Here is a 24903-nt window from a genome sequence, read left to right as displayed (position 1 = left end):
CCGCCAAGGGGGTCGAAGGGGCGTTCAGCCGGGGCGGAGGTGGTGGGTGTGGTGGGTGATCAGGGCCGCTTCGGTGATCTCCGCCGGGATCTCGGAGTCTCCCGGCCATCCCGGCACATGGACCGGCGCCCCGGCCCGCAGCGGGAGCACTCGCAGCCGCAACCCCTCGGGCCCCCACGCCTCCACCGGCAGCCGGTCGAGCCCGATGTCCCAGACACCGCCCGTACCCGCCCCTGCGCCCTCCCCCGAGTAGAACTGGTCGGCCACAAGCCGGTCCCCCACATACGCCCGCGCCACATCCCCCCTCCACCGCACCCGCAGCAGCGACCCCGCCCGCACTCCCTCCGGCACCCCGACGACATACTCGGCGGCCACCGCACCGAACCACTCCTCCCCCGGCGCACTCGCCCGCCCCAGCACCCCCGTGCCGACGGGCGGCGCCTCCCCCGCGCACCGCACGAGGGTGACCGGCACCCCGCCGGGGGCACACCCTCGGCCGTCCTCCCCCGACACCACCGTGTAGCGGACGAACACCCCGTCCGCCGCCTCCTTCACCGTCGCCCCGGCCACCACCGGAGCCCGCTCCGGCGCGGGCAGCACGGCGAGGGACGGTTCCGGGCTCGGCCCATGCACCCGCACCTCGTCCGCGTACCCGTCGAAGACCACCCCGCCCCCGGCCTCGGCGAGCACCAGCCGCTCGGCGCCCCAGGCCCGGCCCCGGTAGGCGGTACGGGCCGTCGCCGCGTCCAGGACGAGCAGACCGACCCGGCCGCCGTCGGCGGCGTCCACCTCGACCAGCGCGTCGGTACCCGGCCGCAGCCCGGTCACCAGGATGCGGTCACCGACGGTGGCGACCTCGCCCGAGGGAACCGAGAGGGTGGTCACCGTCCTTACGTCCAGGGCGAGTTCGGGGTCGATGCCGTCGACGGCGGCCAGGACCAGCACGGTTCGGCCCCGGCCGTCGTCGACCGTGCAGACGGGTTGCGCGGTGGCCCAGTCGAGCCGCAGCCCGGCGACCTCCAGCCTCAACGGCCAGCAGAAGTAAGCCCCTTGGGGAATCGTGACGGGTGAACTCGGCAACGACAGCACTCCGCCACCCGAGCCGCCCGAACCGCGCGAACCATCCGAGCCGCCCGAACCGTCCGTGTCCGGGAACTCCACCTCGAACGACGTCCCCGGGCGCTCGGGCAACGGCTCGTGCGGCTGATGGTTGTTGACGAAGAGGAAGCCCGAGCGGCCGTCTCCCCGCACCGCCCATCTCAGCGTCTCCCGGTCGTGCTGCCCCGTCGGCCGTCGCTCGGGGAGCACCGAGTCCATCGGCGCGATCAGCCGACCGAAGTCGGCCAACAGCAGGTGCTGGAGGCGGAGTTCGTCGTAGGAGGGGCGGTACTGGCCGTACTCGCCGAGGGGCGCCTGGAAGTCGTAGGTGAGGACGGGGAGGTCGTTGGGGTAGCCGGTGGTGTGGGACTCCTGGAGGGGGGTGCGGTCGCCCGGCGGGTTGGTGCCTCCGTGGAACATGTAGTAGCCCTGCCAGACCGAGCCGCAGCCGATCTTGGTGAGGCCGAGGGCGCCGATGTCGGCGGCCTCGACACGCGGCCGGCGGTGGTAGGCCACCGCCATGCCGCCGCCCAACTCGCAGGTGGCCCACGGGAATCGGGCCGCCGAGGCGGAGAGGTCGCCGCCGCGCACGGTGGTCGGGCGGAGGTCCGCTCCGATGCCCTCGTCGTCGCGCTGGTCGGTGAAGAAGAAGTGCTTGCGGCAGGTGTCGGACCAGCCGCCGTCCGCCTCGGTCCAGAAGGTCTCGGTGTAGCCGCCGTACAGGGGGAGGAGTTCGTCCGGCGGCAGGCGCACGCCGCCCCAGGCGGTCGACGTCCACAGGGGCGCCGACAGACCCGCCTCCTGGGCCGTCCGCTTCAAGGTCAGGAGGTGTCCCGGCTGGTCGTACAGCTCGTTCTCGATCTGGATCGCGACGACGGGGCCGCCGTTCGACCGGCCCAATCCGCGCAGTTGCTCGCCGATCGCCGTGAACCAGGGCCGTACGACGGCGAGGTAGGCCGGGTCGTCGGTGCGGGGCGCGTCCGTGCGGGTCAGGACCCAGTCGGGCAGGCCGCCGTTGCGGACCTCGGCGTGCACCCAGGGGCCGATGCGGGGGACGAGGTCCAGGCCGTGGCGGGCGCAGAGTTCGGCGAAGCGGCGCAGATCGCGGTCGCCGTCGAAGCGGATCCGGCCCTCGGTCTCCTCGTGGTGGATCCAGATGACGTACGAGGCGACGGCCGTCACCCCGCCCGCCTTCATCTTCAGCAGTTCCTCCTCCCACTCCCCGGCCGGGTAGCGGCTGTAGTGGAACTCGCCGGAGACGGGGAACCACGGACGGCCGCCCCGTGTCAGCCAGCGGCTGGTGACCTCGATGGGGTCGGGCACGTCCGGCGCGTCGGCGAAGGGGAGGTGGCCGCGCAGGGGCGGCACCCGCCCGGCCGGGAGCCGCAGCCGGTGCGGCTGCGGCTGCGGCGGTGTCATCAGGGCTTCACCGGGCCCAGGTCGGGCGTGTCCGTGAGCCGCGCGCGGGCGCTGGTCGTGGCGTTGAGTTCCAGCAGGACCAGGTCGTTGGCGCCGGGGCGCAGGACGGGGGCGGGGACGTAGAGGGTGCGCTGTGGGCCCCGGTTCCAGTAGCGGCCGAGGTGGAAGCCGTTGATCCAGGCCTGGCCCTTGGTCCAGCCGGGCAGCGCGAGGAAGGTGTCGGCGGGGGTCTCGATCGCGAAGGTGCCCCGGTGGAAGGCGGGGACGGTGACCGGGGCGGCCTCGGTGCCGGCCGGGGCGAAGGGGACCGTGGACAGGTCGGCCAGCGGGAGGCGGTGGGTGTCCCAGCCGAGCAGCGCGGTGCCGTTGAAGGTGACCGGGCCGAGGAGGCCCTTGGCGGCGCCGATGCGGGGGCCGTAGTTGACGCCGCCCATGTTCTCCACGAGCACGTCCAGCGTGGCGCCGGGGTGCGGGACGCGCAACGGCAGGGTCTCGTCGTGGCGTTCGCGTTCCAGTACGCCGACGGGGGCGCCGTCCACGAAGACCTGGGCGCGGTCGCCGACGCCGCCCTCGAAGTGGAGCAGTCCGTCGCCCGCCTCGGGGAGGGTCGTACGGTAGAGGGCGTAGCCGGAGCGCTGCCCGAACTCCTCCATGGTGAGCGGGTGTTCGGACCGCCCCACGGAGGAGTCGAGGGATGTGGCGTACGGCAGCAGAGGTGCCCTGCGGTCCAACTCCACGGTGATTCCGCCGAGTTTGGGCGAGACGGCCGGGACCGGCTCCTCCGGTACCGGCGCGTGACGGGCGATCACTTCACGGAACGCGTGGTACTTGGGGCCGGGGTCGCCGGACTCGCCGAGGGCGGCGTCGTAGTCGTAGGAGGTGACGATCGGGGCGTAGCACTGGTCGTGGTTGGCGCCGTTGGTGAAGCCGAAGTTGGTGCCGCCGTGGAACATGTAGATGTTGACGGAGGCACCGGCGGCCAGCAGTCTGTCGAGGTCGGCGGCGGCGCTCTCGGCGTCCCGGACGTGGTGCTCCTCGCCCCAGTGGTCGAACCAGCCGATCCAGAACTCCGAGCACATCAGGGGCCCTTCGGGCTGGTGCGCCCGAAGGGCCGCGAGGGACTCCTCGATCCTTCCGCCGAAGGTGGCGGTGGACAGGACACCGGGCAGGCTCCCGGCGGCCAGGTGATGGGCGGAGCCCGCCTGGTCGCAGGTGAGGAGCAGTTCCTCGATGCCGCGTGACCGCAGCGCCTGGTGGACGTGCTTGAGATACGCGGTGTCGTCGCCGTACGCCCCGTACTCGTTCTCGACCTGGACGGCGATGACCGGGCCGTCGTTCGCCGCCATGTACGGCAGCAGCGGGGGCAGCAGGATGTCGAGATAGCGGTCGAGGGCGTTCGTGAAGCGGGGGTCGCTGGAGCGCAGCCGGATGTCGGGGTCCGAGGTGAGCCAGGAGGGCAGACCGCCGCCGTCCCACTCGGCGCAGATGTACGGGCCGGGGCGCAGCAGGACGTGCAGGCCCTCGGCGCGGGCGAGGCTGAGGTAGCGGGGCAGGTCGAGCAGTCCGTCGAGGACGAGCGGGCTGTCGGGGTCGGGCTGATGGAGGTTCCAGGGGACGTACGTCTCCACGGTGTTGAGGCCCATCAGCCGGGCCTTGCGCAGCCGGTCGGCCCACAGGTCGGGGTGGATGCGGAAGTAGTGCATCGCTCCGGAGATGATCCGGAACGGCTCGCCGTGGAGCAGGAAACCGTCGGACGACGTGGTGAGAGCGGGCGTGCGCAAGGCTGTTTCCCTTCGGTGGGGGGTGCGGGGCGGGCGGGAGGGTGACGACACGACCTAGGGGGGCGTCGAGCCGGGGCGGGTGGCGCGGATCAGCCAGAGGGTGGCCAGGAGGCAGATGGCCGAGACCGCGCAGAGCAGCAGCGGGACCGCGCGGACGCCGGACCACTCGATGGCCCTGCCGAGCGCCGGGCCCGCCACCACTCCCCCGACCAGGGAGGCGGCGATCACAAGGGCTCCGGCGCGGCGGGCCCGGGGCGCGGCGGCGTTCAGCCAGGGCAGACCGGTGGGGAAGATCGGCGCGATGAACAGGCCGACTCCGGCGTAGGCGTACGGGGCGAGCCAGGGCACCGAGGCCAGCAGCAGGCAGACGGTCATGCCCGCGCAGGACACGGTGATGATCGTCTGCGGTGAGTGGCGCAGGGCGAGGGGGGCGACCAGGAAGCGGCCGACCGTCATCATCAGCCAGTACACGGAGGTGGCGGTCGCGGCGGCTCCGGCGCCGTAGCCGACCGTCTCCAGGTGGGTGGGTTCCCAGCCGCCGACACCTGCCTCGATGCCGACGTGCAGGACGTAGAGGGCGACGAACACGCCGAGCACCGAGCCCAGGCTGCGGCCCAGCACCGAGCCGCCGGGCCGGCTCTCGGCCGTCTCGGTGCCGGGCCGCGGCACCCGGTCGCGTACGCCCCGCAGACAGAGCAGCAGCGGCAGGTTGGCGGCGGCGAAGGCCAGGAAGAGCGCCGGGTAGTGCTCGGCGCCGAAGGCGGCGATCAGGGCGGGGCCGAGGATCGCGCCGATGCCGAAGTGGGCGTTGAGGATGTTCAGCATGGCGGTGGAGCGGTGGCCGAAACCGACGGCGCAGAGCTGGTTGAGGCCGTAGTCGATACCGCCGAAGCCGAACCCGGCGAGCAGTGCGGCGGCGAGACCGGCGGGCCAGTTCGGGGCGAGCGCGAAGCCCGCCGCGCCGACGGCCATCAGCAGATACGAGGTGCCGAGGAGCCGCCGGTTGCCGATCCGCCCGAACAGCCGGTCGAAGAGCAGTACGCCGACGACACCGCCGATGAAGTGGGCGCTCAGGCCGAGCCCGGCGGCCGACGGCGAGAGGTCGTACTCGTCGCGGAAGGCCGGGATGGCGGGGCCGTAGAGCGCCTGGAGCGCGCCGATCAGGATGAAGCCGACGCAGGAGGCGACCACGGCGGCGGGGCTGAACACCCGTGGTCGCGGGGCCGGTCGGACGTGCTTCACCTCTTGCGCGGTCGGTGTGTCGGGCACGCGGGACTCCGCCTCTCCATGGCTGGGGCTCTCGCAGTGTTACCGGTAACATCACCGCCGTCAAGATCCCGGCAGCGGACGCCGTACGAGAGCGGCGCGGCACCGGGACCGGGACGGAAATGCCACGCGGCCGATGCCCGCCGTGTGCTTCGATGCGGCCGTGACGAGCGGCAGGAGCGAGAGCGTGTCCGGCGGACGTACGACAGGCGAGGTCCGGTCTCGGACCGACCGCGATCTCGGGGGCTGCGTCCGCGTCCTCGCGGAGGTCCATGAACGCGACGGCTACCCGGTGAACTGGCCCGACCGGCCAGACGCACGGCTGTCACCGCCCTCGCTCCTCGCCGCCTGGGTGGTGGAGGTGGACGGCCGGATCGCCGGCCACATCGGTCTGTCCCCCAGCGGCGCCGACGACGCCGCACCCGCGCTGTGGAGCGCCCGCGCGGGGGTGGGCGTGGACGAGACGGCCGTGATCAACCGCCTCTTCGTCGCCCCGTGGGCCCGCGGCCTGGGGCCCGGAGCCACACTCATGGCACAGGCTGTCTCCGAGGCCCGGCACCGCGTTCCGCACCCGGTGCTGGACGTGGTGGCGTCCGACACCGCCGCGGCGGCCCTCCACGAACGGCCGCAACCTCGCCGCCCTCGCGGCAGCCTGCACGACTGGTACCGGAGTGGCCGGAGACCAGGACACCGCCCCGGCGGTGTCGAAGCCTCGTGGAGCCGACCGGAAGACCCGCGCCACCCGCCCCCGCCACAAGGCGGAGGCGGGGCGGGCAGGTGGCGCAACCCTGCCGCGCCGGCGGCACACAGAAGCGAGAGACCGTACTCAAGCCGAAGCCCTCACGCTTTGGTGATGTGACGGACCTTCCGGGCCGAAATACCCGGAATGCCGAGACGCGACTACAGTCTCGATAACGTAAAGATACGAGATATCAGGAGGGCCAATTGGCGCTGGAGCCGGTGCGGTTCGCGGTTCTGGGGTCGGTCCGGGTGGAGCGGACGGGGGTGGAGCCGGCGTGGGGACGTCCGCAGGAGCGGGCGCTGCTGGCGCTGTTGCTGGTGCGGGCCGGGCAGCCGGTGGCGGTCAGCGAGATCGTCGACGTGCTGTGGGGGCCGCTGCCGCCGGACAGTGCCGTGAATGTGATCCGGCGTCATGTGGGCTCGCTGCGGCGGATGTTGGAGCCCGGTCTGCCCAACCGCGCCACCGGCCGGTGGCTGATACGGAACGCGGGCGGGTACCGGCTCCTGGTCGACGCCGACTCCCTGGATCTGCTGCGGTTCCGTCGGCTGCGGGACGAGGCGCGACGGGTCGGCGGCGACACGGGCCGATCGGCGGCCCGGGTCGTGGAGCTGCTCACCGAGGCGCTGGGGCTGTGGCGGGGACCGGTCGGGGCGGGCCTGCCCGAGGAGGTGCGGGAGCGCGCCGGGTTCCCGCCGGTCGACCGGGAGCGGGCGGCGGCGGTACGGGAGGCGGCCGACGCGGCGCTGCGGGCCGGCATCCCCGCCGCCGTGCTGTCCCCGCTCCAGGAAGCGGTGGCCGACGACCCGTTGGACGAACCCCTGCTGGCCCGGCTCGTGCGCGTACTGGCCGCCACCGGACACGAGGCCGAGGCGCTGGGCGCCTACCGGGCCGCCCGCGAGCGGCTCGCCGAGGAACTGGGCATCGATCCGGGACCGGAGCTCCGGGACGCCCACCGGGCTGTCCTCGGCGAGGGCCTCCGGCGGGATGCGGGGTCGCGAGACACCGACACCCACAACTCCCCTTCCCACGGCGCCGGTTCGCCGGAGCCCGTGTCCTCCGGGGCCGAAGCGGAGGAGGTGGTGGCTGCTGCGGCCGTCGGTACGCCTGGTCCGCGGGCGGGAGCACAGGCTCAGGCGCCGACCGCCGTACCCGCCCAACTCCCGCACGATCTGCCGACGTTCACCGGGCGTCGTGCCGAGCTGGAGCAGGTGCTGGCGCTCCTGGACGATCGCGGCGGCCCCGGCGTGGGCCCCCTCGGCACCGTGGTGATCAGTGCCATCGGCGGGATGGCCGGGATCGGCAAGACGACGCTCGCCGTGCACTGGGCGCACCGGGTCGCGGACCGGTACCCGGACGGGCAGCTCTACGTCAATCTGCGGGGGTTCGCGCCGTCGGGTGCCGTGATGGAGGCCGGGGAGGCGGTGCGGGTCTTCCTCGACGCGCTGGGCGTACCGCCGGAGCGGGTCCCGCACGGGGTGGACGCCCAGGCGGCGCTGTACCGCGGCCTGTTGGCGGGGCGACGGTTCCTGGTGCTGCTGGACAACGCGCGGGACACCGAGCAGGTACGGCCGTTGCTGCCGGGCACGCCCGGCTGTCTCACCATCGTCACCAGCCGCGACCAGCTGTCGGGCCTGGTCTCCTCGCACGGCGCGCACACGCTGGCGTTGCGTCCGCTGGACGCCGGGCAGGCGCGGGCGTTCCTCGAACGCCGGCTGGGGACCGGGCGGCTGACCGGGCAGGCGCGGGCGGTGGCCGAGATCGCGGCGCTGTGCGGTGGGCTTCCGCTGGCGCTGGCCTGTGTCGCGGCGCGCGCCGCCGCGCACCCCGGTTTCCCGCTGTCGGCGATCGCGGCGGAACTGCGCGCGGCGCACGGCAGTCTGGACGCGTTCAGCCGCACGGACCCGTCCGCGAACGTCGGCGCGGTGTTCTCCTGGTCGCTGGGTGCCGTGTCGCCGGAGGCGGCCCGTCTCTTCCCGCTGCTCGCGCTGCATCCCGGCCCGGACTTCTCGGTGGCGGCGACGGCCGCGCTCACCGGGCTGCCCGCGCGCCGGGCGCGGCGGCTCCTCGCCGAACTGACCGACGTCCATCTCCTGGGCGAGCCCGCCCCGGGCCGGTACGCCCTGCACGACCTGCTGCGCGCCCACGCGGCCGAACTCCTGGAGGAGCAGCGCCCGGAGAGCGAGCGCGAGGCGGCCGTCGAGCGGCTGTACGCGTACTACGCGCACACCGCGCACACCGCCGAGCCGCTCCTCGCCCCGTACGCGGACCCGTTGCCGCCGGAGCCCGCCCCGGCCGGGGTCCGCGCCGAACCGCTCGCCGGTCATGAGGAGGCGCTCGCCTGGCTGACCGCCGAGTATCCGGTGCTGCTCGCCGTGGTCGGGGCGGCGGCCCGGTCCGGCCGGGACCGGGTGGCGGGTGCGCTGGCCTGGTCGCTGGAGCCGTTCTTCGACCGGCGGGGGCACTGGCACGACTGGGCGACGGTCCAGCGGATCGCGCTCGACGCGGCGCTGCGGACGGGGGATCCCGGGTGGGAGGCCAGGGGGCTGCGCGCGCTGGCACGGGCCGAGAGCCGGCTCGGGCTGCACGGCACCGCCCGCCCCCGGCTCGACCGCGCGCTGTCGCTCTTCGCCGGGCTGGGGGACGACGTCGGGCGGGCCGACACCCATCGCAGCCTCGGCTGGACCCACGACCAGGAGGGGGATCTGCCCGGCGCCCTGCACCACAACCGGCTGGCCATGGAACTGTTCCGGGCGGGCGGCCGGCGCTCCGCGTACGCCAGTGTCCTCAACTCCGTCGGCTGGTACCACGCGCTGCTCGGCGAGTACCGGGAGGCCCTGCGGCACTGCCACGAGGCCCTGGCCCTGCTCCAGGAACTCGGCGACCGCTACGGCGAGGCCGCCACCTGGCACACCCTCGCCTACGCCCACCACCACCTCGGCCGCCATCCGAACGCCCTCGTCGGCTACGGCCACGCCCTCGCCCTCTACCGGGAGCTGGGGGTGCCGTATCTGGAGGCCTGCACCCTCGTCCACATCGGCGACACGCATACGGCGATGGGCGACCACGACACCGCCCACGAGGTCCGGCAGCAGGCCCTCACCCTCCTCATCACCCTCGGCCACCCCGACGCCGACCGGGTCAGGGCCCAGCTCGACGCGAGCGGGCGACGCGGGTGACCCGGACGACGCGGGTGACCCGGGTGACGCGGGCGACGCGGGCGATGCGGGCGATGCGGGTGACCCGGGTGACGCGGGCGATGCGGGCGATGCGGGTGACCCGGGTGAGTGCCGTCAGGCCGTCCGCCGAGGGGACTTGATGCGGTTCGAGGTGCTGGGGCCGCTGCGGGTGTGCCGGGACGACGGGGAGGAGCTGGATCTCGGGTTCCCGCAACAGCGCGCGCTGCTGGGGCTGTTGGTGGTGCGGGCCGGCCGACCCGTGCCGTGGGGTGAGATCGTCGACGTACTGTGGCCCGAGCGGGCACCGGCCAGCGCCCGGAACGTGGTGCGTCGTTACGCCGGTTCGCTGCGGCGGCTGCTCGAACCCGGGCTGCCGCCCCGGGCGCCGGGACGACGGCTGCCGCGCCGCGCCGGGGGCTGTCTGCTGGAGGCGGACGAGGACGAGGTCGATCTGCTGCGGTTCCGCGCGCTGACGAAGCGGGGGATGCGGGCGGCGGCCACGGGGCGGTCCGAGGCCGCGTCGGCGCACTTCCTGGACGCGCTGGGCGAGTGGCGCGGCCCGGTGGCCATGGGCATCCCCGCGGCGGCACGGGTGCACGCCGTGTTCGCCTCGGTGGAAAGGGAGTTGATCCGCACGACCCGGATGGCCGCCGACGCGGCACTCCTCAGCGGCGACTCCGAGCAGCTGCTGCCCCGGCTGCGCCGGTCCCTCGAACTCGCGCCCCTGGACGAGTCGTTGCACGCCGCGCACATCATGGCCCTCGCGTCGTCCGGCCTCCAGGCGGAGGCCCTGACCGCCTATGAGCGCGTACGACGGCTGCTGGCCGAGGAGTTGGCGGTGAAGCCCGGCCCGGAACTGACCACGGCCCACGCGCGGGTACTCCGCCAGGAATGGGCCCCACCCGGCCCGCCGCCGCATCCGAGCCCCACCACCAGCCCGGCCCGGCCCGATGCGGTCGACCGCGCTGCCACCCGCGCCGCCACCCGCACTGCCGACCGCACTGCCGACCGCGGCGATTCCCGCCAACTCCCTCCCGATCTCCCCGTGTTCATCGGCAGGCGGTCCGAGATCGGTCTCCTCGCTCAGACCACGGACTCGGCGGCCGTCCCCGCCGACGCGCCCCCGCACACTCCCGCACAGCCCCCCGCCTCCGTGCTGATCTGCGGAATGCCCGGCGTAGGGAAGACCGCGCTGGCGGTGCACTGGGCGCATCGGGTCGCGGACCGGTTCCCGGACGGCCAACTGCACGTCCGGCTGCGGGGGTTCGACCCCGTCCGGGCGCCGCTGGAGCCGGCGGAGGCGTTGCGGGGGCTGCTCGTCGCGCTCGGGGTGCCGTCCGCGCGTATGCCGGGCCGGACGGACTCCCTCGCCGGGCTGTACCGCAGCGTGGTGACCGGCCGACGGCTGCTGCTCGTGCTGGACGACGCGGCCGACACCGAGCAGGTACGGCCGCTGCTGCCCGCGTCGCCCGGCTGTCTGACGCTGGTCACCAGTCGCCGGGGGCTGTCCGGCCTGATCGCTTCGGGCACCCGTCCGCTGCGCCTGGACCTGCCGTCGGCGGCGGACGCGAGCAGGATGCTCGCGGCGCACACCGGCCCCGCCCTACCCGCCGCCGAGCCCGGGGCGGCCGAGGAGATCGTCACCCGGTGCGGTCGCCTGCCGCTGGCCCTGACCCTCGTCGCCGCCCGCGCCGCCACCCACCCGACCCTGCCGCTCGCAGCCGTCGCGGCGGAACTCCGGCACACCCGGACCAGCCTCGACGCCTTCACCCCCACCGGCGGAACACCGACCGCCCCTGTCGGCGCCCCGGCCCACATCCCCGCCGATATCCCGACCGACCCGCGTACCGCCTTCGCCCGCTCCTACCGCCGACTGCCGCCCGAACCCGCGCGCCTGTTCCGGCTGTTGTCGTCACACCCCGGCCCGGACCTGACCCCGGACACGGCCGCGACCCTGCTCGGCCTCCCGCCCCGACGCGCCCGGCTGCTGCTCGACGACCTCGCCGACGCCCACCTCGTCGTCGAACACGCCCCCGGCCGCTACACCCAGCACACCCTGCTGCGCGCCTTCGCCACCGAACTGGCCGAGCGCTACGACTCCCCGGACACCCCATAACCGCATCCCCCACGCACCCCACGCACCCCACGCACCCCACCTACGGACCTCCACCGGCACTCCACCGTCACACTTTTTTCACATCTCCCTTCCTACGCTCCGAGGGCAGTGACAGACGGGTGGGCTCGAACAGCCGTGGAGGAAGCGACAGATGAGCAGGTCCGACACCAGCGCGATCGGAGCGGCGGCCGACCTCCGCATCTCCGTGCTCGACCTGGGTCCCGGCCTCGACGGGACGACCGCGGAGCTGCCCGGGGACGGCCGGCCCGGGGCGGGCGCGTACCGGCTGACCGCGCGGGCGAGCGGCGCGTATCTGCTGGTGGGCGTGCGCGGCACCGGCATCCCGCCCGCCGCGCGGACACCGGATGTCTCCCTCCGGCCCGGAGACATCTGTTTCTACGACGCCGACCACCCGCCGCGCCTGGACTTCCCCACGCACGCCCGGCTGAAGGTCCTTCTCGTCCCGCGCGAGGAACTGGGCCTCGCGGACGGGGAGTTGCGGCGCGTCGTCGCGACCCCGGTCGCCCGGTCGTCCCGGCTGGGGACGCTGCTGTCGCCGTTCCTGTCCGAGCTGGCCGACACGGCGGTCTCGGCCGAGCCCCTGGTCGGCGAACTGCTCGCCAGGAACGCCGTGAACCTGCTGGCCACCCTCGCCACCGAGCAGTCGGGACGGACCATGACGGACCCACCGGCCATCCCGAGCACACCCGGCACACCCGGCACACCCGGCGGGCCGGGCGCGCCGAGCGGCCGGTCGCCGCTGGTGGCCCGGGTGCTGCGGTTCATCGACGAGCATCTGGCCGACGCGGATCTGTCGCCCGAGGTGATCGCGGGCGCCCACCACATCTCGGTGCGCTATCTGCACAAGCTCTTCCAGGACGAGGGCACGACCGTGGGCCGCTGGATCCAGCGGCGCCGCCTGGAGGAGTGCCGCCGCGACCTCGTGCTCGGCATCCGTAACCGCCGCACCATCGCCTCGGTCGCCGGCCGCTGGGGCTTTCTGAGCGCGACCCACTTCAGCCGGGTGTTCCGGGCGGCGTACGGCATGTCACCGAGCGAGTGGCGGGACGCGGCGGCGCCCCTGGCGTCCCGCCCGCCGCGCCTCAGCCCGCCGCGTGCTCGCCGATGACGGCCTGCGCGTGGACGATGCCGAGGCCGTAGGCCCCGCCGTGCTCCTTGACGACCTCGGTGGTGGGTCCGTACGTCTCCGTGCGGGCCCAGTCGCGCTGGAACTCCAGGAGCACCTGCACCCAGGTCACCGGTACGGCACCGGCCTGGATCATCCGCTGCACGGCGTGCTCGTGGGCCTGCGGGCTGACCCCGCCGGACGCGTCGGTGACGACGTACACCTCGTAGCCCTGGGCGAGCGCGGACAGGGCGGGCAGGACGACACAGACCTCGGTCCACAGCCCCGCGATCACCAGCTTCTCGCGGCCGGTGGCCTTCACCGCCTCGACGAAGGCGACGTCCTCCCAGGCGTTCATGGTCGTACGGTCGACGGTCTTCCGGCCGGGGAAGACGTCCGCGAGCTGCGGCAGCAGCGGGCCGGAGAAGGACTCGGCGGCCACCGTGCCGAGGACCACCGGCACGTCGAAGACCTTGGCGGCCTTGGCCAGGCCCACGGTCGCGTTGATGATCGCGGTGCGGTCGCCACTGCCGGTGCCGAAGAACATCTGCGGCTGGTGGTCCACGAACAGGACCGCGCAGTTGTCGGGGGTGAGCAGGTCGGGGCCGGGGGTTGCGGTGACGTCGTCGATGCCGACCATCGGGGATGCCTCTCCTCGGAGCGCTTTCGCGCGTTCGCCGTTGCTTTCGCGATCGTCTTCGAAGCTAGGCGGGGCGGACGCCGGCCCCTGTTCCGGAGGCGCACCGCGTTCGCGCTCACAGCGCACTGGGGACCGGCGTTCCGGATGCCGTGCGCTCCCGGACCGGAGCCGGTGCGCTGACGGGCAATTCCCCGGGGTCCCCCGGTTCTAGCGTGCTGGGCGAAGTACGGAAGTACCGCACGCATCACGAAGTACCGCACGCATCACATCGGGAGAACCACATGTCCGACACCTTCGACACCTCCGACACCTCCGACACCTCCGACACCTCCGACACCTCCGACACCTCCGACACCTCCGACACCTCCGAGCCGACCCGTCCGGTCCTGGAGCCGGCGGCGACCGCCTTCGCCGAGGCCACCGCCAACCCGCCCTTCCTCTTCGAACTGCCGCCCGCCGAGGGCCGGAAGGCGGTCGACGAGGTGCAGTCCGGCGAGACCGGGAAGCCGGACGTCGACGAGGAGTGGATCACCGTCCCGGGCGGCCCGACGGGCAGCGTCCGGGCCCGGATCGTGCGGCCCGCCGGCGCCGAGGGCGTCCTGCCGGTCGTGCTCTACATCCATGGCGCGGGCTGGGTGTTCGGCAACGCGCACACCCATGACCGGCTGGTGCGCGAGCTGGCGGTCGGCGCGCACGCCGCCGTGGTCTTCCCCGAGTACGACCTCTCCCCCGAGGCCCGTTACCCGGTCGCCATCGAGCAGAACTACGCGGTCGCGAAGTGGGTCGTCGAGCAGGGCGCGTCGAAGGAGCTGGACGGGGCCCGGCTGGCCGTCGCCGGTGACTCGGTCGGCGGCAACATGACCGCCGCGCTGACCCTGATGGCCAAGCAGCGCGGTGACGTCCCGCTGGTCCAGCAGGTGCTGTTCTACCCGGTGACCGACGCGAACTTCGACACCGGCTCGTACGAGCAGTTCGCCACCGGGTACTTCCTGCGCCGCGACGGCATGCGGTGGTTCTGGGACCAGTACACGACCGACGAGGCCGAGCGCGCCCAGATCACCGCGTCCCCGCTGCGGGCGAGCGTCGAGCAGCTCAAGGACCTGCCCCCGGCCCTCGTCATCACGGGTGAGGCCGACGTGCTGCGGGACGAGGGCGAGGCATACGCGAACAAGCTGCGCGAGGCGGGCGTACCGGTGACCGCCGTGCGTTTCCAGGGCATCATCCACGACTTCGTCATGCTCAACGCCCTGCGGGGGACGCACGCCGCCGAGGCCGCGATCACCCTGGCCACGAACACCCTGCGCCGGGCCCTCCACACCGACTGACCCTCCGACCTCCGACCCCACCCACCACCAGGAGCACCCCCATGTCCCCCACCCCCACCGTCCTGCTCGTGCACGGCGCCTTCGCCGACGCGTCCAGCTGGGCCGGCGTCGTCGAGGAGCTGCGCGGCCACGACATCCCCGTCCGCGCGCTGCCGAACCCGCTGCGCGGCCTGGCCTCCGACGCCGCGTACATCGCCTCGGCGGCGGCCCAGATCGACGGCCCGGTCGTCCTCGTCGGCCACTCCTACGGCGGCGCGATCATCACGGTGGCCGGCGCCGCCGAGAACGTCGTCGGACTGGTCTACGTGGCCGCGTACGTCCCCGAACAGGGCGAGAGCCTGGGCGAGTTGCAGGGTCGCTTCCCGCTCGCACCGCTGGTCGCCAACCTCGACGAGTGGACGTACCCCGTCGACGGCGCCGAACCCGGCGTCGAGGTCACCATCAAGCAGGACGCGTTCCCCGACATCTTCGCCGCCGACGTCCCGGCCGAGGTGACCAGGATTCTCGCGGTCTCCCAACGCCCGCTGTCCGCCTCGGTGTTCACCGAACCGGCCGCGACCGCCGCCTGGCAGGACAAGCCCTCCTGGGCCGTCGTCGCCGACGCCGACGAGGCCATCAACCCCGACGTCCAGCGCTTCGGCGCCAAGCGCGCGGGCGCCACCGTCATCGAGATCGAGGGCGCCTCCCACGCCGTGGCGGTCTCCCGCCCCGAGGAGGTCGCGTCGGTGATCCGCGACGCGGTACGAGCGACAGGCTGACGATCAGATCAGATCAGCCCGGCCCGTCCGGGTCGGCCTGGCAGAGGCGAGGCCCCGTCCGGCACCACCGGGCGGGGGGCGCCTTGCCTCTGCACCCCGGCGCACATCGCATACCAGCGCACGCCCCCATGAATACGCCGTGCGCCCCAGGAAAAGGGTAGTTCCCGCCAAAACCCTCGCCTGATGCCCGACGCGCTGCCACTCTGTTGCCGTCGGCACGGGGAGCGGGGGGACCGGTCCCGAGACCGGCATCGGGGGAACGCATGCCATCATCAGGCACGGGGTCAACTCTGTTCATTTCCGGGCGAACAGACCCCACGGACCCGGCGGGGTGACCGGGATGCCGAGCCCACCGGACTTCTCGGCCACCGCACCGCACGACCAGGTCTTCGCCAGGATCGCCCGTGAGATCGACCCGGCCGACCCGCTCGCGGAGCGCCTGCACGCCGTGGTGAACGCCGCGCGCGCCCGTATGGGGCAGCCGATGCGGGTCGCCGTCGCGGGCCAGATCAAGCGCGGCAAGTCGACCCTGGTGAACGCGCTGCTCGGCGAAGAGGTCTCGGACACCGGGCAGTTGGAACTCACCTTCAACGTCTGCGAGTTCCACCACTCCGCGCACCCGCGGCTGACCGTCCACTTCAAGGACGGCCGGACGCCCGAGGAGTGGCCTCCGGACGCGCTGTCCCGGCTGACCGTGCGCTCCCGCGACGGGCTGGGCCTGCTGCGTGCGGTGCGGAAGGTGGAGGTGGGCAGACCGAGCCCGCTGCTGCGCCGCTTCCGGGTGGTGGACACCCCGGGCCTGGGCAGTGTGCACGGCACCGACGCCGAGAACACCCTCGCCTTCCTGGGCATCGACGATCCCGCCGAGCGGACGGAGGCGGCCCGGGTGCTCGCCGAGCTGGGCCAGGACGCCCGTTCCGTGCACGCGGAGAGCGCCGCCGAGATGGACCGGGCGGACGCGGTCGTCTTCGTGTTCAGCCGCGGCCTGGGCCGGGCCGACCAGCAGGCGGTGGATTCCTTCGCGGGCTCGTACGGAGAGGTGGTCAGCCCGCTGAAGGCGTTCGGGGTGCTCTCCCGCAGCGACCAGTACTGGCCGCCCGTGGGCGAGACCGGCCGGGACGGCATGCCGCTGGAACCGGCCGGCTATCTCACCTACGACCCCATGGCGACGGCCCGTCGTATCGCCGAGTCCTACGGTGAACGGCCCCTGGTCCGGCGGGTGTTCCGCACGATCGTGCCCGTCGCCGGGCTGCTCGGGGTGGGCGCCCAGTGCCTGCCGGGCGACGGTTTCGGACCGCTCGCCGACCTCGCGGAGGTGGAGCCCAGGCTGCTGGCCGAACGGATGGAGGACGTCCATCTGTTCTGTGTCCGCGACCATCCGGACCTGCCCGTTCCGGCGGAGGTGAGGGCCTCGCTGGTGGGCCGGCTGGGGGCGTGGGGCGTGTTCCTGGCCTGTGGCTACCTCCGGGAGGGGCTGGCCGAGGCGGAGGTGCGCCGGCGGCTGCTGGAACACAGCGGGGTGACCGAGCTGCGGGGCCTGGTGCTGCGGCACTTCGGCAACCGGTCCGCCCTGATCAAACTGGACCACGGGCAGCGCGAGATCGCCGACGAGGTGGCCCGGCTGCGCGCCACGGCACAGCGCGCCGGGCGGCGGCCCCCACGGGTGGCGGACCGGGTCGCCGGGCTGCTGGAGAGCGCCCGGATCAGCGACCCCGGCCCGTCCGAACTGGCCGCGCTGGGCGCCCACTACCGCGGCCGGCTGAACCTGACCGCCCCGGAGGAGGCCCAGCTCCTCGCGGTCACCGGAGAGCGGGGCCCCGGCTGCGCGGCCCGGCTCGGCCTGCCGCCGGACACCCCGGTCGACGTCCTGCTGAGCACCGCCCGCGCCCGCGCCGCCCACTGGGCCGCCCGCGCCGGGGACCCACTGCTCGACCGCCCCACGCTGACGGTCGCACGGGTGGTGCTGCGGTCGTACGAACGCGTCGCCGACCTCGTCGACCGGGCGCGCGTCCTGCTGTACGGCGACAGGGACGACGGCGACGGCGGCCGTGACGGCGGCGACGACGACGGCAACGACCCGATCGGGCTCGACGGTGAGAGGAGTGCCCCATGAGCTGGGACCCGTACGACCCGGGTGCCGACCCGGACGCGGATCTGACGGACCCGTACGCCGACCTGACGGACCCGTACGCCGACCTGACGGACCCGTACGCCGTACCACCGGACCCGTACGCCGACCCGCAGAGCGATCCGGCCCTTGACCCGGACCCGGCTCCGGACCTCGCCCCGGACGGGGCGCCGGCCACCGACGACGGCGTCCCGGACCTGCCGAACTTCGACCCCGCGCGGAGCGATCCCGCCGCCGTCCTCGGCAACCCCGGCGAGGCCATGGACCTCTGGCAGCAACAGGAGGGGCAGATGGCCTGCGCGATCAGTGCCCAGGGCATGGTCCTGGAGTATCTGACCGGGGAGCGCGTCAGCGAGGAGCAGCTCACCGAGGAGGCGATGAGCAGGGAGTGGTACGACGGGACCGGCACCCTGCCCGAGCACGTGGGGAGCCTGCTGGGACTGCACGGTGTGCCGGTGCGGCAGGTGGAGGGCGCGTCCCTGGAGCAGTTGGAGGGCGTGATCGCGGACGGCGGTGCCGCGATCGTCACCCTGGACGCGCAGGAGATCTGGGCACCGGGACACGACCCGGACGACGACCTCCTCGGTGACGCGCCGGGCATCGCGGGGCAGGACGCCAACCACGCCGTCTGGGTCACCGGCATCGACAACAGCGACCCCGCGCACCCGACGGTGATCCTCAACGATTCCGGGCACCCCGACGGCCAGGGCCTGGAGGTGCCGCTGGACGAGTTCATGGGCGCCTGGCAGGACTCCGGCAACTTCCTCGTCGCCGCGGGCACCTCACGGGAGATATGACCATGGCTGCGCCGAACGTCGAGCGGGCGGACGACCCGCCCGAGGACCTGACCGACCTCGCCACCCGATGCGCCGACTGGCTCCTGGCCGAACGGGCCCGTATCGAACGGGAGTTACGGGCCCGGTACGAGCCCCCGGCAGCGCCGCGGCCCGCCGCGGCCGTGCCCACCGCCCCGGTGCCGGAGGTCGCGGCCCCGCTCATCCGGCTGCTGGACCGGATCGCCGAACTGCCGCCGACGCCCCCGGGGACGGCCGACGCCCGGACGCACGACCCGGTGCTGGACTGGGTGCGCCGCAGCGTGCTGGCCGCACTGGTCGCGGCCGGTGTCACAGCGGTCGAGGACTCCGGCCGGGCAGACCCCACCCGGCACAACGTGGTCGCCACCCGCACCGACCCGTCGGGCCTGCGCTCCGGCACCATCGCGGAGACGGTACGCCCCGGCTACCTCTGGGGCGGGACCGTACTCCGCCACCAGGAGGTCATCGCCTACGTACCACCGACGAAACCGGGCCACGGCACCCCCGACGTCACGCACACCGCCGTCGAACCCGACGACACACCCCCCTGCCCGCCCCACGGCGTACCCGAACCCGACGGCGAGACCCCCGACGTCCCGCAGCCCGGCGAGGAAGGCGACCCCACCCATGACCCGTCCCACAGCGCGTCCCCCGACTCACCACCCGGCTCGTTCCACGGTTCCTCCCGGGAGGCGTCCCATGACGACATCCGGTGACCCGGCGGGGAGTCCGGCGGAAGGCCCGCGCTCGGAGGCGCTGTGCCGGGAGGTGCGTCGTTCGCCGGTGATCCGGCAACTCGTGCCCATGGAGGCGGGGATCGGCTGGCCGCTGCCCGTGCCGGTGGTGCAGGACGGGACGCCCCGGGTCTACGTACGGCTGCCCCTGTTCGTCATGCGGCCCGACCCGGCCGGGGGCGCCGATCTGTTCCCGCCGTTCGCCACGGCGACGGTGGACTGGTCGACCCGGCGGCTGGTCGAGTACACGGACCTGCGGTTCAAGGAGCCGCACCGCTCCCGCGCGGAGTGGTCCCGGCCGGTCGGCCGGTTCCCCCACCCGGCCGTGGCGGGGCTGACCACCAACGCCTACCGCGACCTGCGCACCCGACTCCTCACGCTCTACGACGAGTTGCTCGACGAGCTGGCGCACGGGCGGCAGCCCGGCGGCGGCGCCCGGCCCGGCGAGTTCGGCGGCCTGCTGACCCGGCTGCTGGAACCCGCGCTCGTCCCCCACTACCGCCGGCTCGCCCCCAAGTTCCTGGGCCGCTATCTGCCCGACCCACACCGGCCCGACGAAAGGTGAACCACCATGCCGGACAACGTCTTCAGCCGACTGCGCGCGGACGTACTGGCCGCCCACCCCCGGCTCACCGCAGCGCTTGCCGAGGAACTGGGGCCCCGTCAGCGGGAGTTGCTGGACCGCTCCAGGACTCGCCTGGAGCGGGGCACCTGCCGGATCGTGGTCTGCGGTGAGTTCAAGCGGGGCAAGTCCTTCCTGCTCAACGCCCTGGTGGAACGGCCAGGACTGTTCCCCGTGGACGTCGACGTGGCGACCTGTGTGGTGTGCACCCTCTCCTGGGGCCCGCGCGAACAGGCCGTGGTGCACCTCGGAGCCCCGCAGACCGGAGGCGGCACCACGGCACGCCAAGTGACGGTCGGCATCGACCGGTTACCGGAGTACGTCACCGAGCAGGGCAACCCGCGCAACCACAAGCAGGTCCAACTCGTCGAGATCCAGGCCCCCGTGCCCCAGCTGAAGTCCGGTCTCACCGTCATCGACACACCGGGCGTCGGCAGCAGCGACTCCGCGCACATCGCCGCCACCCGGACGTTCCTGGACCGCGCCGACGGCCTGGTCTTCGTCTGCGACGCCATCGAGCCCCTCGCCACCTACGAACTCGACTTCCTCAGCGAGGCGTTGGAGAAGTGCGAGGTGGTCATCACCGTCGTCACCAAGACCGACAAGGTCGCCGATCCCGCGCCCGTGGTCGCCGGGGCCCGCGAGAAGATCGCCGCCCGCACCGGCCGCCCCGCCGAACAGCTGGTCGTCGTCCCCGTCTCCTCCTTCCGCAAGCACAAGTGGCTCAGGGACCGCACGGACGGCCGGCTGCTGGCCGACTCCGGCTTCCCGCAGCTGGACCACGCCCTGTGGGAGGGGCTCGCCACGACCAGCGGCGCCGTCCAGCTGCGCCGGGCCCTGGACGCGCTCGGCGACGCCGTGGCGACCGCCGGTTCGCCCGTGGTCAACGAACTCGCGGCCCTGGAGTCGGACGAGTCCCTGGACCGGATCCGCCGCGAGGTGGGAGAGACCACCACCCGGCTGAAGGCGCTGGCCACCGGCGGCGCCGAGTGGCGTACGGAGCTGCGGCAGTGCTTCGAGCACGACACCCGCGAGGCGCGTACAGGGCTCCAGACCGGGTTCACCTCGGCGCTGCGCGTCTATCAGGAGCAGGTGAACGCGGGCACCGACCCGGGCGACGACGAGCTGGTCGGCCGGGTCGCCGCCGACATGCTCAAGGCACTGACCACGGCCCATGAACAGCTGGCCGCCGTCGCCGTGGCCGTCATGGAGGACTTCGCCCGGCGCACCAGCCTCGACCTCACCTCGCCGGAGGTGCCCGAACCGCCCTTCAAGCCCGCCATCTCGGTTCCCTCCGTGCCGCTGAACGTGCGTCCGGCCCGGTTCTTCGATCAGCTGCGGGCCAGTTGGTCCACCGGGATGGCGGGCGCGGGCGCGGGCGGGGTCGTCATGATGATGGACCCCTTCCTCATCGGCGGCGCCGCGGCCGTGGTGGGCCTGGGCACGATGGGCTTCGTCCACGGCGTGCGCAACCACCGCAGGGACCTCCGTGAACGTGCCGAGCGCGAACGGGACGCCCGGATGCAGCAGTTGATCACCCAGGAGATCGCCGAGAGCCGCCGCCGCGCCACCGAGTCCTTCAACCAGGCCCACGGGGACGTCGCCCAGGCGCTCATCGCCGACCTCAACGCCCAGCTCTCCGCCCAGCAGGAGTCCCTCGCCGAGTCCGGCCGCAGGCTTCAGGCCGCCACGGGCCGCACCAAGGCCGAACTCGCCAAGCGCCGGGGCGAGTTGCAGGCCCGACAGCAGACCTACCAGCAGTTGCAGAACGAACTGGACCGGCTGCGGGGCCGGGTGGACCGCGTGACGACACCACCCCCACCGCGGCCCTCGGCACCCACCGCACCCGGCCCGGCACGGCCGCGCGGGTCGGCCGCGAAGGACGTGGCGGCCGGCCTGGCCGCGGAGGTCGCCGTGGGCGCGGCCTTCACCCAGGCCGGCACGGCCTTCACGACCACGGCCCCGGACCCGGCCTTCGACCCGGCCCCGGCCCCGGCCCCGGCCAAGGACGCCACACCCGTCGACGCCGCACCGGCCGAGGAGACGACCGTCGACCTCACCCCCCCGGACATCCAACCCCCGCCGGACACACCCCCGTTCAGCGCCGACTCCCCCGGCCTCGGCTCCTCCTTCGACCCCGACCAGTTCGACACCCCATGAGCGGCGGCGGGAACCCGACGGGCCCGGTCTACGGCATCGACTTCGGCACCTGGACGTCCGCGCTGGTGGTCCTGCGGCCGGACCACCCGCCCCTGCCGGTGCGCGACCCGGTGAGCCCGTTCGGGGCCACCTCGGTGCGCAGCGCGGTGTGCCTGCAACCGGACGGCTCGATGGTGGTGGGCCAGGCGGCACAGAACTCTCGGCTACAGCGTCCGGGGCGGTTCCGGGCGGAGTTCAAGCAGGAGTTCGGCGAACCGGACCGGCATCAGCTGGGCGAACGCCTGCTCACCACCGAGCAGTTGACCGCCGAAGTGCTGGGCTTCCTGGTCGACCGGGCGCGAACCGCCGTCAACGCCGCCCCCGCACGCGTGGTGATCACCGTCCCGGCGACCTGGGAGGAGTACCGGCGCGAGCTGATGCTGACCGCCGCCGAGGCCGCGGGGCTGCCGCCGGAGATCGTCAGGCTGGAGACGGAACCGGTCGCGGCCATGGTCTACGCCCTGCACGACCACGGCATGGACCGTGACCGCACGGTGCTCGTCTACGACCTCGGCGGTGGCACCTTCGACCTCGCGGTGGCCCAGGGGACCAAGGAGAGCTACTCGGTCCTCGGCGCCCCCGGCGGTCTGTCCCATGTCGGCGGGCTCGCCATCGACCAGGTCGTACTGGGCCTCCTGCGGGACCGCTGCCCCGACGGCGTGGACCGGCTCCGGCAGACCTCCGCGCACCACGACGACGCGACGGCGCTGCGCCGGGCGATCCTGCTCTCCGAGGCCTGTGTCACGTTCAAGCAGCAGCTCTCCGTCTCCCAGGAGCACTCCGATCTGCTGACCATGCTGGACCCGCCGGCCGAGGTCACCCTGACCCAGGCCGATCTGCGGGAGGCGATACGGCCACTGCTGTGGGAGACGGTCGAGGAGTGCGAACGGGTGCTGCGCGCCTACGGGTTGGAGTGGGGCGACCTCGATCTGATCGTCCCCGTGGGCGGCAGCTCCCGGCTGCCCATGGTCGGCGAGCTGCTGTCCGAACGCTCGGGCCGTACGGTCCTCACCGTCTCCGAGCCGGAGCTCGCGGTGGCGACCGGCGCGGCCTGGCTGGCCTGGCAGGGCTTCGAGGTCCAGAGGGAACCCCCACCCCTGCCGACCAAGGTCCGCGCGCTGCTGGACGCCGGGCTGACCGGCGAGATGGTGAGGGAGGCCATGAGCCATGTCAGACACTGACCCGTCCATGGAACAGCCCGTCGAACTGGCCGTCCACTGGCGGCGGTTGGTGAACGACTGGGTGACCCGCCAGCACCGCCCGTTCGAGGCGGACGCCTCCTCGGTGGGCCTGGAGTTCGAGCATCCGGAGGCCGAGCGGCGGATCCAGCTCGGTTTCACCACGACGAGCACCGAGATGCTGCTGATCATGGTCACCGACGACCGCTATCTGGAGAACGACCAACTGGCCCGAGCCGCAGCCGCCGCGACCGCCTGGAACATCGAACAGCTCGCCCCGACCCTGTCCATCTGCAACCTCGCGGGCGAACAGCCCCCGTACCTGATGGGCTTCCGCACCCTGCCGCTGGCCTGCCAGGTGACCCGGACCGCGTTCCGCGTCATGGCCGACCAGTGGCTCGACGAGTCCCGCGCCCTCTTCACCTGGTGCCACCAGGAATGCCGCCTGTGAACGGCACGAGCACCACGGACACGGACGCCCACCGCACCTACCGCCACCGTCACCCCCGCCCCTACCGTCCCGGCGGCACCGCCACCGTGCGGATCCAGGCGACGGAGGAGAAGTTCTTCGCCTCGATCCGCACCTCCGCGCGCCGGAAGCCCTCGGCCGACAGGCCCGCGTAACCGCTGGCCACCACCAGATCCTGGTAGAGCGGGTCGGAGAACGCGGCCACCAGGTGGACCTCCGGCGCGTCGGCGAGGGTCCTGCGGACGGGCGGCGAGTCGAGCACCCGGAAGAGCGCCACGACGGCGGAGCCCGCGTAACCGCTGTCCGCCTCGTGGACGATGCCCTGGTGCAGACTGGCCCGCATCCGGACCGGCGCGAGGGCGTTGCCCGCGGCGAGACCGGCGGCCAGCCCGTCCAGCAGCGCGGGCACCACCCTGGACTCGTCGATCCCCGGTTCCAGCACCAGCAGATAGCCGTCGCCCTGCGCCTGCCGCCCACAGCGCTCCCACCCGACCCCGGCCCGCGCACACGCCCCCCGCAGCGTCCGCAGCAGCACCCGCTGCAACCGCACCATGTCCGCGTTGTCCCGCGCGCTGTACTTCTCGATGTCGACGGCGAGACACAACCGCCGCACCCCGGGCGGCAGTTCATGCTCCTCACCGCCGAGCCCGGCCAGCGCCCAGGCGCCGGGAAGGGCGGCGTCGTACGCGGGCGGTGTCGCGGCGAGCCAGGTCTCGTCCGTACGGAGCCGGAACGGTGTGTCGAAGGGGGTCGTCGCCACCCGGCGACGGAACGCCCCGCCGAGCACGGGCTGCACGGTCACCGTCTCCAGACTCAGCCGGCCCGACACCTCCACCGTGTCACCGGGCAGCCGTACGACGGCCTGTGCCCAGCGCCCGTCGGGCCGCAGCCCACCGGTCCGGCCCGGCGCCCGGAAGGTCCAGCGGAGCCGGTCCTGCCCCATCCCGTACGCGGCGACCTCCGCCCCGTCCCCGGCCGTCGTACCCGGTGCCGGATGGAGGGCGAGGACGTACGGGCCGTCGTCGAAGCGGACGGTGAGGGTGACCTGCTGGTAGGCGCGACCGTACGGCAGTTCCTCCAGGTCGAACGGGAAGCACAGGAGAACGTCCCGATGGGGGCGGTGCGTGGGCGTCGCCGTACCGCCGTCGGCCTGCACGGGCAGGGCGTAGCCGAGCGGACGGCCCAGCGAGACCCCGCCGAGCCGGTCGGGCGGAGGCCGCTCGCCGCCCGGCCCCTTGGGGACCGAACCGTCGAGGGCGAGCAGATCCGAGGTCGCCAGTACGTCGTCGTCCACGTCACCGTCCACATCGC

General features: G+C 73.6%; 17 protein-coding genes and 1 pseudogene. 13 read left to right on the top strand and 5 right to left on the bottom strand.

The window, feature by feature from the left end; all coding sequences use genetic code 11:
• Positions 1 to 24: 24 nt before the first annotated feature.
• Genes F9278_RS37900 through F9278_RS37890 form a run of 3 tightly spaced genes read right to left on the bottom strand, consistent with a single transcriptional unit; the run spans position 25 to position 5567 of the window.
• The gene (locus F9278_RS37900) at positions 25 to 2517 is read right to left on the bottom strand and encodes a beta-galactosidase (protein ID WP_152172325.1); all 2493 of its coding nucleotides are present in this window, start codon (positions 2515 to 2517) and stop codon (positions 25 to 27) included.
• Positions 2517 to 4298, bottom strand: a complete 1782-nt coding sequence (locus F9278_RS37895; RefSeq protein WP_152172324.1) for a glycoside hydrolase family 35 protein — start codon at positions 4296 to 4298, stop codon at positions 2517 to 2519. The genes F9278_RS37900 and F9278_RS37895 overlap by 1 nt, the downstream gene beginning before the upstream one ends.
• Before the next feature lie 54 nt (positions 4299 to 4352).
• Positions 4353 to 5567, bottom strand: a complete 1215-nt coding sequence (locus tag F9278_RS37890; RefSeq protein ID WP_193241822.1) for an MFS transporter — start codon at positions 5565 to 5567, stop codon at positions 4353 to 4355.
• Between the two features lie 133 nt (positions 5568 to 5700).
• On the opposite strand from F9278_RS37890, the pseudogene F9278_RS37885 reads away from it, so the two are divergent.
• The 4 genes and pseudogenes from F9278_RS37885 to F9278_RS37870 all read left to right on the top strand — a co-directional run.
• Positions 5701 to 6189: pseudogene (locus tag F9278_RS37885) on the top strand (GNAT family N-acetyltransferase); the annotation flags it as partial.
• Between the two features lie 320 nt (positions 6190 to 6509).
• Positions 6510 to 9482 (top strand): AfsR/SARP family transcriptional regulator, encoded by a 2973-nt coding sequence (locus tag F9278_RS37880; protein ID WP_152172323.1) that lies wholly within the window; start codon positions 6510 to 6512, stop codon positions 9480 to 9482.
• Between the two features lie 139 nt (positions 9483 to 9621).
• On the top strand, positions 9622 to 11598 hold the full coding sequence (locus F9278_RS37875; protein ID WP_152172322.1) for an AfsR/SARP family transcriptional regulator: 1977 nt from the start codon (positions 9622 to 9624) through the stop codon (positions 11596 to 11598).
• A gap of 151 nt (positions 11599 to 11749) precedes the next feature.
• Positions 11750 to 12727 (top strand): helix-turn-helix domain-containing protein, encoded by a 978-nt coding sequence (locus F9278_RS37870; protein WP_152172321.1) that lies wholly within the window; start codon positions 11750 to 11752, stop codon positions 12725 to 12727.
• Here the strand turns inward: F9278_RS37870 and F9278_RS37865 are convergent.
• A complete protein-coding gene (locus tag F9278_RS37865; RefSeq protein WP_152172320.1) occupies positions 12702 to 13364 on the bottom strand; it encodes a hydrolase in 663 nt (220 codons plus the stop codon). The two genes, F9278_RS37870 and F9278_RS37865, sit on opposite strands and share 26 nt — an antisense overlap.
• Positions 13365 to 13645: 281 nt before the next feature.
• Between F9278_RS37865 and F9278_RS37860 the strand changes: the two genes are divergently transcribed.
• The 9 genes from F9278_RS37860 to F9278_RS37815 all read left to right on the top strand — a co-directional run bounded on the left by F9278_RS37860 (position 13646) and on the right by F9278_RS37815 (position 23574).
• On the top strand, positions 13646 to 14689 hold the full coding sequence (locus F9278_RS37860; protein WP_226967126.1) for an alpha/beta hydrolase: 1044 nt from the start codon (positions 13646 to 13648) through the stop codon (positions 14687 to 14689).
• A gap of 41 nt (positions 14690 to 14730) precedes the next feature.
• Positions 14731 to 15447 carry an alpha/beta fold hydrolase gene (locus F9278_RS37855; protein ID WP_152172319.1) on the top strand — a complete coding sequence of 239 codons (717 nt, stop codon included), beginning with the start codon at positions 14731 to 14733 and terminating at the stop codon, positions 15445 to 15447.
• Positions 15448 to 15787: 340 nt separating this feature from the next.
• Positions 15788 to 17560 carry a dynamin family protein gene (locus F9278_RS37850; protein WP_152172318.1) on the top strand — a complete coding sequence of 591 codons (1773 nt, stop codon included), beginning with the start codon at positions 15788 to 15790 and terminating at the stop codon, positions 17558 to 17560.
• Positions 17557 to 18372, top strand: coding sequence for a C39 family peptidase (locus tag F9278_RS37845; RefSeq protein ID WP_152172317.1), 816 nt, complete (start codon positions 17557 to 17559; stop codon positions 18370 to 18372). The genes F9278_RS37850 and F9278_RS37845 overlap by 4 nt, the downstream gene beginning before the upstream one ends.
• Before the next feature lie 2 nt (positions 18373 to 18374).
• On the top strand, positions 18375 to 19106 hold the full coding sequence (locus F9278_RS37840) for a nucleotide exchange factor GrpE (RefSeq protein WP_193241821.1): 732 nt from the start codon (positions 18375 to 18377) through the stop codon (positions 19104 to 19106).
• On the top strand, positions 19090 to 19689 hold the full coding sequence (locus F9278_RS37835) for a hypothetical protein (protein ID WP_152172315.1): 600 nt from the start codon (positions 19090 to 19092) through the stop codon (positions 19687 to 19689). Before F9278_RS37840 ends, F9278_RS37835 begins: the two co-directional genes overlap by 17 nt.
• A gap of 6 nt (positions 19690 to 19695) precedes the next feature.
• Positions 19696 to 21906, top strand: a complete 2211-nt coding sequence (locus tag F9278_RS46505; RefSeq protein ID WP_193241820.1) for a dynamin family protein — start codon at positions 19696 to 19698, stop codon at positions 21904 to 21906.
• Positions 21903 to 23126, top strand: a complete 1224-nt coding sequence (locus tag F9278_RS37820) for an Hsp70 family protein (protein ID WP_152172314.1) — start codon at positions 21903 to 21905, stop codon at positions 23124 to 23126. Before F9278_RS46505 ends, F9278_RS37820 begins: the two co-directional genes overlap by 4 nt.
• Positions 23113 to 23574 (top strand): hypothetical protein, encoded by a 462-nt coding sequence (locus F9278_RS37815; RefSeq protein WP_152172313.1) that lies wholly within the window; start codon positions 23113 to 23115, stop codon positions 23572 to 23574. The genes F9278_RS37820 and F9278_RS37815 overlap by 14 nt, the downstream gene beginning before the upstream one ends.
• Positions 23575 to 23635: 61 nt before the next feature.
• Here F9278_RS37815 and F9278_RS37810 read toward each other — a convergent pair whose 3' ends face one another.
• Entirely contained in the window at positions 23636 to 24886 is a 1251-nt protein-coding gene (locus tag F9278_RS37810; protein WP_152172312.1) for a hypothetical protein, read from the bottom strand.
• Positions 24887 to 24903: the final 17 nt, after the last annotated feature.

Origin of the sequence: Streptomyces phaeolivaceus, assembly GCF_009184865.1 — a bacterium.
GTDB lineage: Bacteria > Actinomycetota > Actinomycetes > Streptomycetales > Streptomycetaceae > Streptomyces > Streptomyces phaeolivaceus.
This window is presented reverse-complemented; position numbering and strand designations above follow the sequence as displayed.